Source organism: Brevibacterium sp. UCMA 11754 (assembly GCF_021532275.1).
In the GTDB taxonomy this organism is placed as follows: domain Bacteria; phylum Actinomycetota; class Actinomycetes; order Actinomycetales; family Brevibacteriaceae; genus Brevibacterium.
In genome coordinates, this window is the sequence record NZ_JACBOT010000001.1 from 60,527 (window position 1) to 72,568 (window position 12,042).

At 65.4% G+C, this 12,042-nt stretch carries 10 protein-coding genes; 2 read left to right on the forward strand and 8 right to left on the reverse strand.

Translation table 11 applies throughout. The annotated features are described in order from the left end of the window. Positions 1-11 precede the first annotated feature (11 nt). Together HX613_RS00315 and HX613_RS00320 are read right to left on the reverse strand one after the other, a co-directional pair. Positions 12-1,823 carry an ABC transporter ATP-binding protein gene (locus HX613_RS00315; protein WP_235343488.1) on the reverse strand — a complete coding sequence of 604 codons (1,812 nt, stop codon included), beginning with the start codon at positions 1,821-1,823 and terminating at the stop codon, positions 12-14. Next, positions 1,820-3,577, reverse strand: a complete 1,758-nt coding sequence (locus HX613_RS00320) for an ABC transporter transmembrane domain-containing protein (RefSeq protein WP_235343489.1) — start codon at positions 3,575-3,577, stop codon at positions 1,820-1,822. The genes HX613_RS00315 and HX613_RS00320 overlap by 4 nt, the downstream gene beginning before the upstream one ends. A gap of 83 nt (positions 3,578-3,660) precedes the next feature. Between HX613_RS00320 and HX613_RS00325 the strand changes: the two genes are divergently transcribed. Continuing rightward, positions 3,661-4,539, forward strand: a complete 879-nt coding sequence (locus HX613_RS00325) for an oxidoreductase (protein ID WP_235343490.1) — start codon at positions 3,661-3,663, stop codon at positions 4,537-4,539. Between the two features lie 37 nt (positions 4,540-4,576). Here HX613_RS00325 and HX613_RS00330 read toward each other — a convergent pair whose 3' ends face one another. The 6 genes from HX613_RS00330 to HX613_RS00355 all read right to left on the reverse strand — a co-directional run bounded on the left by HX613_RS00330 (position 4,577) and on the right by HX613_RS00355 (position 10,966). Next, positions 4,577-5,551, reverse strand: a complete 975-nt coding sequence (locus HX613_RS00330; protein ID WP_235343491.1) for a fumarylacetoacetate hydrolase family protein — start codon at positions 5,549-5,551, stop codon at positions 4,577-4,579. Next, positions 5,548-6,630 (reverse strand): amidohydrolase family protein, encoded by a 1,083-nt coding sequence (locus tag HX613_RS00335; RefSeq protein WP_235343492.1) that lies wholly within the window; start codon positions 6,628-6,630, stop codon positions 5,548-5,550. The genes HX613_RS00330 and HX613_RS00335 overlap by 4 nt, the downstream gene beginning before the upstream one ends. After that, positions 6,627-7,766: an FAD-dependent monooxygenase gene (locus HX613_RS00340; protein ID WP_235343493.1), complete on the reverse strand. Its 1,140-nt coding sequence runs from the start codon at positions 7,764-7,766 to the stop codon at positions 6,627-6,629. The genes HX613_RS00335 and HX613_RS00340 overlap by 4 nt, the downstream gene beginning before the upstream one ends. Positions 7,767-7,800: 34 nt before the next feature. Continuing rightward, the gene (locus tag HX613_RS00345) at positions 7,801-8,820 is read right to left on the reverse strand and encodes a cyclase family protein (protein WP_235343494.1); all 1,020 of its coding nucleotides are present in this window, start codon (positions 8,818-8,820) and stop codon (positions 7,801-7,803) included. Next, positions 8,817-9,878: a fumarylacetoacetate hydrolase family protein gene (locus HX613_RS00350; RefSeq protein ID WP_235343495.1), complete on the reverse strand. Its 1,062-nt coding sequence runs from the start codon at positions 9,876-9,878 to the stop codon at positions 8,817-8,819. The genes HX613_RS00345 and HX613_RS00350 overlap by 4 nt, the downstream gene beginning before the upstream one ends. A 68-nt stretch (positions 9,879-9,946) precedes the next feature. Further along, a complete protein-coding gene (locus HX613_RS00355; protein WP_235343496.1) occupies positions 9,947-10,966 on the reverse strand; it encodes a VOC family protein in 1,020 nt (339 codons plus the stop codon). 118 nt (positions 10,967-11,084) lie between these two features. Here HX613_RS00355 and HX613_RS00360 point away from each other — a divergent pair, with 118 nt between their 5' ends. Next, the gene (locus HX613_RS00360; protein ID WP_235343497.1) at positions 11,085-12,029 is read left to right on the forward strand and encodes a LysR family transcriptional regulator; all 945 of its coding nucleotides are present in this window, start codon (positions 11,085-11,087) and stop codon (positions 12,027-12,029) included. Positions 12,030-12,042 lie beyond the last annotated feature (13 nt).

Sequence of the window (12,042 nt, forward strand, 5' to 3'; positions counted from 1 at the left end):
CGCCTGAGGCCTCAGGCCGACCACGCCTCCCACAGCCGGGCGTAGCGGCCGCCTTGAGCGACGAGTTCCTCGTGTGGGCCCTCTTCGACGATCTGTCCGTGCTCCATGACGAGCACGCGATCAGCGGTCTCGGCCTGGCTGAGGCGGTGGGCGACGACGAGAGCTCCGCGCCCGGCGAGTGCGGCCCTGGCCGATTGCTCGAGAGTGTGGGCTCCGGCGGATCCCGCCTCGGCGGTGGCCTCGTCGAGGATCGCGAAGTCCGGATTCGCCAGCACCAGACGGGCGAGTGCGATCGTCTGCTCCTGCACCGCGCTCAGACGGGTTCCGCCGTCACCGATCTCGGTGTCGGAACCGTGTGCTAGCTCGCTCACCCAATCGGCTCCGACCGTGTCCAAGGCCGCAGTGACCAATTCGTCCGAAGCGTCCGGGACGGGCAGGGCCACGTTGTCGTGCAGGGTGCCGTTGAAGGTATGGACCTCCTGGGCGACCATCGTGATGTGGCCGCGCAGCACGGATTCGGGCAGCGCGGTCAGAGCCTCCGGCTGTTCATGTTCGGTGCACTCTTTCGCCGAGGCGGCTGTGCCGGATTCGAGTCGCGCCAGTCCGCGCGTGGGTGCGGAGAGTCCGGCCGCGATCCGTGCCAGCGTGGACTTCCCGGCCCCGGTGGTGCCGACGACGGCGACGACTTCGCCCGGCTCCAGTCGCAGAGTCACACCCTTGAGGACGTGGTTGCTCGATTCCGGATCCTCGTCGTAGGTGAACCACAGGTCCTCGAGCACGAGGGCCGGAGAGTCGATGATGACGTCGCTCGTCCGCCTCGGCGAACTGCCTGCCTCATCGATGACGCCGACCATGCGCGTAAGCGAAGCGCCGGCGGATTGGATCTGGTCGAAGAGCCCGACCAGCGCCCCGATGGGGTTGAACAGACGGTGGAAGACCAAGGCAGCGGTCGTGACTGCCCCGGCCGTGGTCTCACCGGTGAAGACCAAAGCGAATCCGGCGACGAGGAGCAGGGAGAGCACGACGGCCTCGGCGCGGTTGTTGCGTCCGAAGGCACGGGTCAGGAAGCGGAAGACATTGATCGACAGGTCACGGGCCTCGCCGGAGGCCGAGTCGATGCGGGTCAGCTCGCCGTCCTCGGCGCGGTAGGCACGGAGGGTCTGTGCTCCGGTGAGTCCGCCCAGCAGCCGACCGGCGCGCCTGCCGAACGCCGCCCGCTCCTCCTTGTAGATCGGTTCCGAGCGGGGCAGATACCAGCGCAGGGTGAGCCAGTACATCGGCAGTGCGACGAGGCCGACGATGCCCAGTCGCCAGTCGATCGTGCCCAGGCCCACGGCGGAGACGATGACGATGAGCAGCGATTCGACAACGAGCGGCAGCACCTGGGCGGCGGCCTCGCTGATCTTGCGGGAGTCGTCGGCGACGCGGGAGACCAGGTCGCCGGTGCCGGTCTTCTCGATGCGCTGGGAATCCAGTCTGAGCGCGGATTCGACGACCTGGGTGCGCAGCTCGGCGACGACGGGCATGGCGATATGGGCCAGTGACCACGCGCTGACCCACGTGCCCACCGCCATGACGATGCCGGCGGCCGCAACGGCGATCGCGCAGGTCCAGACGAGATCCGGGCCGGCGCCGGTGGGCAGTTCGTCGACGAGGCGGCCGATCGCCCAGGGCCCGACGAGACCGGCACCTGCGTTGGCCAGACCCGAGACGGCGAGCACAACGAGCCATCCGCTTCGCGCCCTCAGCAACGGTGTCAGGTGGGAGAAGGAGCGTCGCCTCGAGGCGATCGACAGAGTAGCGGGCGCGGGAGATTCGGTCATCGGGTCACCGCCTGACGGTAGGACTCTGCGGCCGCGGACTCCGCGGCGAGGAGTTCGGCGTGGCCGCCGATGAGAACCTGTCCGTTCGCAGGAACGAAGACAACCGTGTCAGCGGCTGCCAGGAATGCCGGAGAGCTGGTGACGATGACGGTGGCAGCCGATCGGCTGGCCCGACGCAGATCGCTCACGCCGCTCGAGATGCGTGCCTCGGTGACGGCATCGACGGCGGTGGTGGGTTCGTGGAGGACGAGGATGCTCGGGTCGGCATTCAGCGCTCGGGCAAGGGCGACGCGCTGCCGTTGGCCGCCCGAGAGGTTGCCGCCGAGTTCCTGGATTCGGTGGTCCAGGCCCCCGTCGACGAGTCCGAGAAGTTCGTCGACCCCCGATGCGAGGAGCACCTCGGCGGGGACGGGGTGGTCGGTCGTGCCGACGACCATGGTGATGTTGGAGCGGATCGTGCCCTCGAAGAGGTCGACGGTGTGGGGCGAGACGATCATCTGGTCGGGACTCGTCCCACGGGCATGGGATGCCAGCGCTGCGAGGAGTGCCGTCGTCGGCTCGGCGCTCTCGGTGACGATGCACGTCAGTGAGCCGAACTCGGTGGTCAAGTCGACGCTGCGGTTCTCACCGACTGCCCAATCGCGGACGTCGACCGCAGTGTCACTGATGTGGATCCTTGTCGGCCTCCCGCCTCGGCGCGGGGCCCTCTTGTCGGATTCTGTCTCGTCGGATTCTGTCTCAGCGGCTGCGTCGGTCGAGGTGAGTGTCGCGTCCGAGGGAACAGCCTCGGCGGAGTCGATGTCGGTCAGGAGCCGGGCGATCCTGCCTGCCGCGCCGTGTGATTGGGCGAAGAGGCCGACGATCTCGGCGAGCGCGCGCATCGGTTCGGTGAGGAATGCGGTCATACCGAGGATGCCGATGAGTGCCCCGACGCTCATCTGCCCTTCGATGAGCCGCAGGCTTGCGACGACGAGGACGATTGCGAGCACCGTCGACATCACGAGAGCACCCAGGCCTGCGAGTCGGCCTGTTCTCTCACCGGTGGCGATGCCGGCTGTCGCGGCCTCGTCGGAGGTCTTCTCGTAGCGGCGGACGGCCCAGGGCTCACCGCCCATGGCCTTGATCACGCGCAGACCGTGCATGAGGTCGGATGCGGAACGACCGGCACCGGCCACTGCTTCGAGCTGGGTTGCGGCCTTCGCGGATACGGAACGGCTGGGAAGGGCGACGATGAGCAGCCCGATGGGCACGGCGATGAGGACGACGAGCCCGGTCACTGGGTCAGCGATGAGGAGGAATACTGCGGCGGCGACCATGCCCAGCACCGAGGCGATGCCGCGCCCGGCCTGGGCGAACGACTGCGCTGCGGTGTCGGCGTCTGCAGAGGCGATCGAGAGGACCTCACCGGAGGCGCGATCGGGCGGCAGGTTCGCCGAGGTGAGCGCGGCGTGGGTGATTTCAACGCGCAGGGCGTGGGCTTCGTGTTCGCGCGCGGCATTGCAGAACCGCGCACCGAAACGGTAGCCGAGGCTGAGCACGGTGAAGAGCAGACCGAGGCCGATGATCGAGACGATGAGCATCGGAAGGGACAGGGGAATGATCGCACGGTCGACGATGATTCCGATGGCGACGGGCACGAGGGCTTCGCAGACCTGCCACATCGACAATGTGATGGCTCCCGGCACAAGCAGCTTGAGGCGGCGCCGGGCGGCTCTGCGGAGGAGGATCGAACCTGATGAGGGAGTCTTCGGCACGAAGGCAACCCTAACATTGTCCGCCGCCGGCCGACCCTCCGTCTGCTATCCGGTGCTGGCGCGCAGAGTCTACGATGGCGTGTATGCCGACAACCCTTGAGTACACCATCCCCTCGATGACAGGACGCACCGTTGTCATCACCGGAGCCAACAGCGGACTCGGCAAGGCCGCCGCTCTCGTCCTCGCCGGAGTGGACGCCCGAGTCGTGCTTGCGGTGCGCAGCCTCGAGAAGGGGCGGGCTGCCGCGGAGGCCATGGGCGGAGATGTCGAGGTCCGAGAACTCGACCTCGCCGACCTCGGCTCGGTGCGATCGTTCGCGGAGACGTTCACTGACCCCATCGACATCCTCATCAACAACGCCGGGATCATGATTCCGCCGCTCAGACGCACGGCCGAGGGCTTCGAGTCGCAGTTCGGGACCAACCACCTCGGGCATTTCGCACTGACGAATCTGCTCCTTCCGCAGATCCGCGATCGCGTGGTCACGCTCTCCTCCCTGGCCCATAAGTCCGGGGCGATCGATTTCGATGATCTCAATTGGGAGCGCAGACCTTATAAGCCCATGGTTGCCTACGGGCAGTCCAAACTGGCGAACCTGCTCTTCACGTCCGAGTTGCAGCGCCGACTGACCGAATGTTCCTCGCCGGTCATTGCGATCGCGGCCCATCCTGGACTGGCGGCGACGAATCTGTTCGGCCGGAGTGGACATCGTGTCCGTGATGCCATCAGCGCTGCCGCCATTGGCCTGATTTCCCAAAGTGAACAGCACGGAGCTTTGCCGACGCTGTGCGCGGCCACCGCGGACATTCCGGGCAACAGCTATGTGGGTCCGGGAGGCTTCCAGCAGACTCGCGGCGAACCGAAACTCGTCGGCCGCTCTGCTGAGGCAAGTGACGCCGAGGTCGCCCGACGTCTGTGGACTGTGTCGGAAGAGCTGACGGGGATCGGGTTTCCGCTCTAGAGAGATCCTCCCCTGCGGTGACGACAGTGGAGGTTGGTCAGCTGCTCCTCCGGCGTGATCGCGAACGCACCCGTGCTCGGGGTATTTCCGGAGCGGCTACTCGTTCGCCCACAGTGTTCGTGATCTCGCCGATTCCTTCGAAGCTGATTGCGACCACATCACCGGGTTCCAGCGCAGCCCGAGCGCTGCCGATGCCCCACAGCTCTCCGAGGCAGCCGCCATTGCCGATCGTGCCGGAGCCGAGCACGTCGCCGGGCACGATGCAGGAGTTGCGGGAGGCGTAGGCGACGAGTTCGGGAAAGGGCCATCCCATGTTCGACACGAGGTCCTCGCCGACGAGCTCGCCGTTGATGTGGACCTCGCCGCGCAGCTCGAGGAATCCATCCTCGTCGACGAACGTCTCGAGTTCATCGGCAGTGACGATCCAGGGGCCCAACGTCATACCGAAGTCCTTGCCCTTGCATGGCCCCAGACGCACCTTCATCTCCCGTGACTGCAGGTCACGCGCGGACCAGTCATTCATGACCGTGTATCCGAAGATGTGAGCGCCCGCCTGGTCGACGGTGAGGTTCTCACCCAAGGATCCCGCCACTCCCCCGATGATGGTTGCGAGTTCCGCCTCGAAATCCATGGCCTGGGTCTGGGGAATCGGCACAGTCGCTGCCGTGGGTGAGACGGTGTGCGGGTTCGTGAAGTAGAAGGTGGGTGCCTCGTACCACTCGGGCACGACCTCACTCTTTCCATCGACTGATCCGCTGATGCCCTCCACGTGCTCTTCGAAGGCGACGAAGTCACGAATGCTCGCTGGTGCCAATGGCACCTGCAGAACCACCTCGGACAGAGGCGTTCCTGTCGTGGTCGTCGACTGGGCCAGCAGCTCACGGGCGTAATCGAGTCCCCCGGCCACCACCTCGGCGACGGTGGCTCCCTGCGGGAACGGCACCACCCGATCATCGATGACGAAGCCTTCGCCGGTCTGCCCGGTCGACGTTTCCCAGCGTGCAATCCTCATTGTCTCGTCCTCTCCTGTCCGGAAACGGTTGTCGGCCTCAGCATCGCTGCGGCATTGCTGCGCAGCAGCGCATCTGAGACCTCGGTGTCGAATCCCTCGGTGCTCAGCATTCCCGCCACTTCGCGTGCGGGATCATCCAGGCCCATGTCGAAGGGATAGTCGCTGCCGAGGAGCACACGGTCGGCTCCGACGACCTCGATGAGATGGCGCAGCTGTCTGGCGTCGTGGACGACGGTGTCGTACCAGATTCTGTTCAGATAGGACGAGGGCTCTTCGGCGCAGCCGTGGGCATCCTCCCGAACGTTCCATGCGTGGTCGGAGCGCCCGATGGTCGTCGGCAGGTAGCCGCCACCGTGCGCGGCGACGACCTTCAATCTCGGGTGCCTGTCGAGAACGCCTGCGAAGATGAGGTGCGACAGTGCGGTCGCGGTCTCCACCGGCTGACCCACGGTGTTGCTGAGGTAGAACCGGTCGAGGCGTTCATCGAGGCTGCAGCCGAAGGGATGCACGAAGACGACGGCGCCCAGTGCTTCCATCCTCGCCCAGAACGGTTCGAGCCGGCCGTCGGAGAGTTCGACGTCTCCGGCGAATGAGGGGATCTCGATGCCGATGAGACCGCGTCCCAGTACCGCGTCATCAACGCACTCGACGATGCGCTCCGGATGCTGCAGGGGTACGAGGCCCAGACCGAGCAGCCGGTCAGGTGCCTCGGCGACAAGGTCGGAGATTCTCAGGTTCGCCTCCCGGGCGATCCACACCGCCAGGTCTTCATCGGCCCAGGGATAGTAGTGGTTGGGTGAGGGGCTCACCCATTGCAAGTCGACTCCCTGCGCGTCCATGTCCGCGATGCGCGTGCCGAGGCTGGTCAGTTTCGGTATCCGAGAACCGACCATGGCGCCGGAAACTGCTGCCGATTCGGAGCCGTTGCGTGTCAGATCCAGTTGTGCGGCGAGCGCGAACTGCTCTGGTGCCCGCTGCTGCACGGAGTCCTCCAGCCCGGCGATGATCGCGTGCGCATGGACATCGGTGACGGGGGCGGGGGCTGTGCTGGCGTCTTTCGCCTCGGCGCCGGCGCTCATGCGGGTTCCGCCATCGTCTGTGCCACTCCCATGATGAGAGCTCCCGGGTCCGCGTCCCGGTTCCCGTCCAGCTGCCACTGCGCCAGCTGACGTGAGGCTTCGACGACTGCCGACGCTCGCGGAACTCGGCGGGCGTGGAATTCGTCCCAGAGGGAAGAGCCGAGGCTGTCGTGTTCGAGGAGCAGTTCGGTGAGGACCGATGCGTCTTCGAGCGACTGTGCTGCGCCCTGCGCGATGGTCGGCGGGCAGGAATGGGCCGCATCGCCGATGATGACCACTCGACCGCGGTTCCACTCGCCCTCGACGAGGTGAGAGGTGAATTGCGTGTAGTTCACATGAGCGTTCCCCACGGCCAAGGATTCCCGGATGTCATTCCAGGGACCCTCGTAGGCAGCGGACTCCTCGATCATGATCGCCCTGCCCAGCTCGCTCGTGACTCCGGTGCGGTCCTGGGCGCATTCGACGAGGATGGCGTAGAGCGAATCCTGACTCGTCGGCGTGTACCCGGCGATGAACACGGGTCCGCCGTAGTAGAGCTCGGTATGCACCACCTCGGCGGGACGGGGGACGAAAGCACGCCAGATTCCCATGCCGTTGGGCACCGGTGCGGTCTCGATTCCCAGCAGCGATCGCACCGAAGAGTTGAGGCCATCGGCTCCGATGACCACGTCGTAGCGGCCTGCGTGCTCACCGTTCGTTTCGAGGTCGACCCCGCTGTCGTCCTGGGACAGTCCTGTCACCGTATTGCCGAAGTGGATTCTGGCCCCGGCCCCGACGGCGGCATCGAACATGATCGATGCCAGATCCGGCCGGTGCATTCCCATCCCCGCCGGGTAGTCCGGCCCACCGGTCTTGACCTCCGGCAGTTCGGCGACGACGGGTGCTCCGGGGCCGGGCGCGCGGAGAGTCAGGCCGTCGAAGATGAACCCCTTGGCACGGATCTTCTCCCAGATTCCCAGATCGTCGAAGACTCGCAGGGCGTTGCCCTGCAGGGTGATGCCGGAGCCGGTGGCGGCAAGCTCCGCCTTGTCTTCGTACAGGTCGACGTCGACTCCCCTGCGCGCGAGTCGGATGGCTGCTGCGAGCCCTGCCGCCCCCGCTCCGACGATGGCGGCGGTGTTCACTGCTCTGGTCATGATCGAACCTCCTTGGTCACGTTGTGCGGGCGCATCAGAACACGGCGATCGGGTTGACCGGAGTGCCCACGGCACCGGTGATGGGCAGGGACGGTGCGCTCAGCAGGAAGTCCCACCGGCCCTCGCCGAGGCAGGTCTGAGCCAGCTCGTCGAGTTTCCACATCTCCCCGATCGTCAGACCCATATTAGGAATGGCCACCTGATGCAGCGGCTGGAATGCCGGCACGTCGAATTCGTTGGGACGGACCTCGAAGCCCCAGGTGTCTGTGGCGATCGCAGCGATGTCTGAGTCGTGGATCCACCCGGCGCACGTCAGTGACAGCCCTGGTGCGGGACCGCCCGCGTACTCGCCCCACCCGTCGCGCAGTGCTCGGGTCAGCTGACCGGTGCGCACGAGGACGATGTCGCCTCGGCGGATGTCGACGCCCTGGGCGGCCGCGGTGGCGGCCAGATGCTCGCCCGTGATGGCGAAGGAGTCCGGCAGCTCTGTACTCTCGGGCTCAAGATGGCGTCCCACGTCGAGGAGGACTCCGCGGGAGACGAGAACGTCGGCGGTGTGCTCGATGCCGGTGACCAGGTCGCCTTCGCTAGTGACCACGCTCCCGGATCGGCGACCGTTCCAGGCATGTCCGTGGTCGAAGATGTGTCCCAGTCCGTCCCACTGGGTTGAGCACTGCAGCGGCATTGCGATGACATCGTCGGCTCCGCCCATTCCGTGGGGGAACCCCTGGTTGGCCGCTTCGGCATCCGTACCGGTGTCGAGCATCGTGTGCACGGGGTTCGTGCGGCGCCTCCACCCTTTCTGGGGGCCGTCCATCTCGAAGGGAAGCGACAGTGACACGGTCTGCCCGGTGCGCACGAGGGCCGCGGCTTCGATGCGCTTGGCCTGATCGATGAAGTTGAGTGTGCCCAACACATCGTCATCACCCCAACGCCCCCAGTTGCGATAGGCCTGGGCCCGTTTGCCGACCTCCGCTTCCGGGTCGCGCCTGTCGATCGAGCCGGGATCCTCCAGGCTCCCTTGATTTCCCGCCGAGGTAGTCGATGCGTTCATGATCGGACTCCTTCCCGTACGCCATCGGCTGTGCTGGGCTCGTCGACGCAGCGGATGGTCTGTGTGCCCAGTCCTGAGATGTAGCCGGTCAGCACGTCACCGTCACGCAGGAACCGCTTCCAGTGCTGGCCGTTGCCGGCCGGACTGCCGGTCAGCAGCAGGTCACCGGGCAGCAGCCGTGCGGTCTGGCTGGCGGTCGACAGCAGCGCGGCGAGGTCGAACATGAGATCTGAGGTGTTCGCGTCCTGTTTGACCTCGCCGTTGAGTTCGAGCCTCACATCCAGGTCTGCCGGATCGACGAATCGGTCCGGGACCAGGAATGGGCCCGTGGGCAGGAAACCCGGTGAGTTCTTCGACTTCAGCCAGTCCGAGCCGATCTCCTTCATGTCCTTCCTGAAGGTGAATTCTCGGGTGGAGATGTCGTTGCAGATCGTAAAGCCGGCCACATGCTCGAGCGCTTCCTCGCGACTGACCCGGAAGGCCGGTTTGCCGATCACGGCCGCCAGCTCCAGCTCCCAGTCATGGGTGTCACTCGACGTGGGAAGCTGCAGTGCCTCATCATCTCCGACGACGCAGGAAGGCAGTCCGATGAAGATGTAGGGCTCACCGTTGGCAGCACGAGCATCCATCATCGTCGCCGCCTGATCTCTGGCGGCGTCGAGTGAGAGGTCGGTGTTGGTCGAAAGCCCCGAGGCAACGAGCTCGATGACATGATCGCGATAGTTGGCGCCGGCCTGAAGCACCTGGCGTGGTTCGACCGGCGCGGTGAGAGTCACGGAGTCCAGAGGACGCCAGAGCTGACCTGCATCGGCAGAAGCCTCCGCCGCCAATGCCGCCAGGCGGTCCCAGTCCGGGTCGGCGAGGAACTCATTGAGGTTCGCAGTTCCCAGGTCGGCTGTGCTCAGTGCTCGGATGAGATCGCCGGCGACGAGTCCGAGGGCGGCCGGCTCCTGTCCTGCGACCGAGCCGACGACGGTGGTTGCGGTGGCACCGGGGCCGGTGCTGGTGGTGCCGTTGTCGCGAAAACGTGCGAGGGCGAATGGTGAGTCAAGTGTCATGGTGGTGCCTCTCCTATGCGTGTGGATTGCGTTGCGTGTGGATCCCGAAATCAGTTCTGCGAAATCCTTCAGCCGCGACCCTGCTGCGCATAGGGGTTGAGCAGCGCCGACTTGATCTCGTCGGGGACGCCTTCCTCGGTTGCCGAAGGGCCGTCGGCCGGCGGGAAGGATTCGGTCATCGACATGGGCATCTGAGAGTTCTTGTAGAAGTTGTTCGACCCCTGCGAAGGGTGCCAGGTCTGCGCTTCCCAGTCCGGGACATAGTTGCGGTACCCGCCGGTGTTGAGTTCGATGCGCATCGTGGACGGATCCCGGTAGTAGAGGAAGTTCTGCTCGCCGATGCCGTGGATGGACGGTCCATACTCGATTCCGACGCCGTTCTCAATGAGAGTATCGGCGGCGATGAGCAGTTCCTCACGAGTGTCGACCCAGAATGCGAAGTGGTTGACGCGACCGAGGCGCGACGATCCGTCCATGACGACGCCGAGGTCGTGGGACTTCTCGTTCGTCGTGAGCACCGAGAACACGGAGACCGGGGCCTCGTCGAGCTCGGTGCGCGCCATGAGCCGAAAGCCCAGGACGTCGTTGTACCACTTGGCGAACGCGTCGACATCGGCAGTTGCGACGGTGACGTGGTCGAGCTGGCGCGGCGCACCCGCGAAGCGGCTGCGGCGTGTGGGCCGGTCCGGGTAGACGGAGGCCCCGTCCCCGGTCGTCTCACGGTAGTGCTCGACGTCCCAGTGGAGGGTCATCGTGTGTCCCCACGGTCCGGTGAAACGCAGTGAGCGACCGGTCGTGTGGCCGTCGAACCATTCGACGTCGACTCCGGCCGCGGCGATGCGGTCGGCGGCTTCGCTCAGGGCTTCGGCGGAGGAGGTGCGCCAGGTCATCGACTCCAGTGCGGGTTCGGCGCCGGGCACGATCACCAGGCTGTAGCGGTAGTAGTCGCCCCAGCAGCGCAGATACACACGACCGTCGATCCGATCGACGACAGTCATTCCGACCTGTGTTTCGTAGAACTTGACCGAGGCCTCGACATCGGGGGCTGCGATGGAGACGGAGGACAGGTGGGAAAGAAGTTTGATCATGGTGGATTCCTTCATCGTTGAGTTGATCTGCACTTCACGCTAGTGACCCCCATCGCATAAATCCAACGAATATTGGTGATGTCTACCATAAACCGTAATGATGTGATTGACTGCCCTCATGACCACATCTCCGCTGATGTCGCGGCTTGATCTCAACCTGCTAGTCGCCCTCGATGCGCTGCTCACAGAGCGCAACGTCACCCGAGCGGCGGACAGCTTGGGCCTCAGCCAACCCGCGCTGAGTGCTTCGCTGGCTCGCCTGCGCAAACACTTCGGTGACCCATTGCTGGTCCGGCGCGGCAATGCAAGTGAGCTGACTCCGATGGCGGTGAGGCTGGCCGCACAAGTCCCCTCTGCCATCGACGCGGTTCGCCGGGTGTTCGAGAGCCAAGCCGAGTGGTCACCGGAGACGTCGACGCGACAGTTCCGGATCTTCGGATCGGACTACGGATTCGCCACGATCGGGCAGTCCGTATCGCGTTTGGCGAAGGAGGCCGCCCCCAGAGTGAAATTCCGATTCGAACTGCACACCCCAGGGATCGTCGAGGACCCCAATCGCCTGCGGGCCTCTGACGGGATCATGATCCCCCACGGGCACCTCGAGGACCTCAACCACCTCGACCTGTGGACCGACCATTGGGTGGTTCTCGTCAGCGAGGACCACCCGAGCATCGGTGATGAACTGACTCTCGCGGATCTGGAGGACAATCCCTGGGTCTTCACGTACCAGTCGCGCACGGCTTTCACCTCGGTGAACAAACAGCTCGAAGGGATGGGGGTAGAACCTGTCGTCGACTCTGTCGTTGAGAGCTTCCTCGCACTCCCCTTCTTCATCCGCGGCACCAATCGGCTCGGGATCGTCCAGGCCGGACTGGCCAGCGAATCCCGCTACTTCGAGGGGCTGCGAGCTCTCCGTCCGCCCTTCGAGGCTGTGCCTGTGGTGAATGCACTTTGGTGGCATCCCGCCCATAAGAACGATCCGGAGCATCAGTGGATGCGGTCGCTCTTCCGTCGGGCAGGACAGCAGATGAGACGAGTGGTGGGCGAGTCAGCAAAAGTCTGAGCATCCTCCGGCG

Excerpts from the sequence above, each read along its gene's own strand:
- HX613_RS00315 (WP_235343488.1), bottom strand. The coding sequence starts at position 1,823 with ATGACCGAATCTCCCGCGCCCGCTACTCTGTCGATCGCCTCGAGGCGA.
- HX613_RS00325 (WP_235343490.1), top strand. The coding sequence starts at position 3,661 with ATGCCGACAACCCTTGAGTACACCATCCCCTCGATGACAGGACGCACC.
- HX613_RS00330 (WP_235343491.1), bottom strand. The coding sequence starts at position 5,551 with ATGAGGATTGCACGCTGGGAAACGTCGACCGGGCAGACCGGCGAAGGC.
- HX613_RS00335 (WP_235343492.1), bottom strand. The coding sequence starts at position 6,630 with ATGAGCGCCGGCGCCGAGGCGAAAGACGCCAGCACAGCCCCCGCCCCC.
- HX613_RS00340 (WP_235343493.1), bottom strand. The coding sequence starts at position 7,766 with ATGACCAGAGCAGTGAACACCGCCGCCATCGTCGGAGCGGGGGCGGCA.
- HX613_RS00345 (WP_235343494.1), bottom strand. The coding sequence starts at position 8,820 with ATGAACGCATCGACTACCTCGGCGGGAAATCAAGGGAGCCTGGAGGAT.
- HX613_RS00350 (WP_235343495.1), bottom strand. The coding sequence starts at position 9,878 with ATGACACTTGACTCACCATTCGCCCTCGCACGTTTTCGCGACAACGGC.
- HX613_RS00355 (WP_235343496.1), bottom strand. The coding sequence starts at position 10,966 with ATGATCAAACTTCTTTCCCACCTGTCCTCCGTCTCCATCGCAGCCCCC.
- HX613_RS00360 (WP_235343497.1), top strand. The coding sequence starts at position 11,085 with ATGACCACATCTCCGCTGATGTCGCGGCTTGATCTCAACCTGCTAGTC.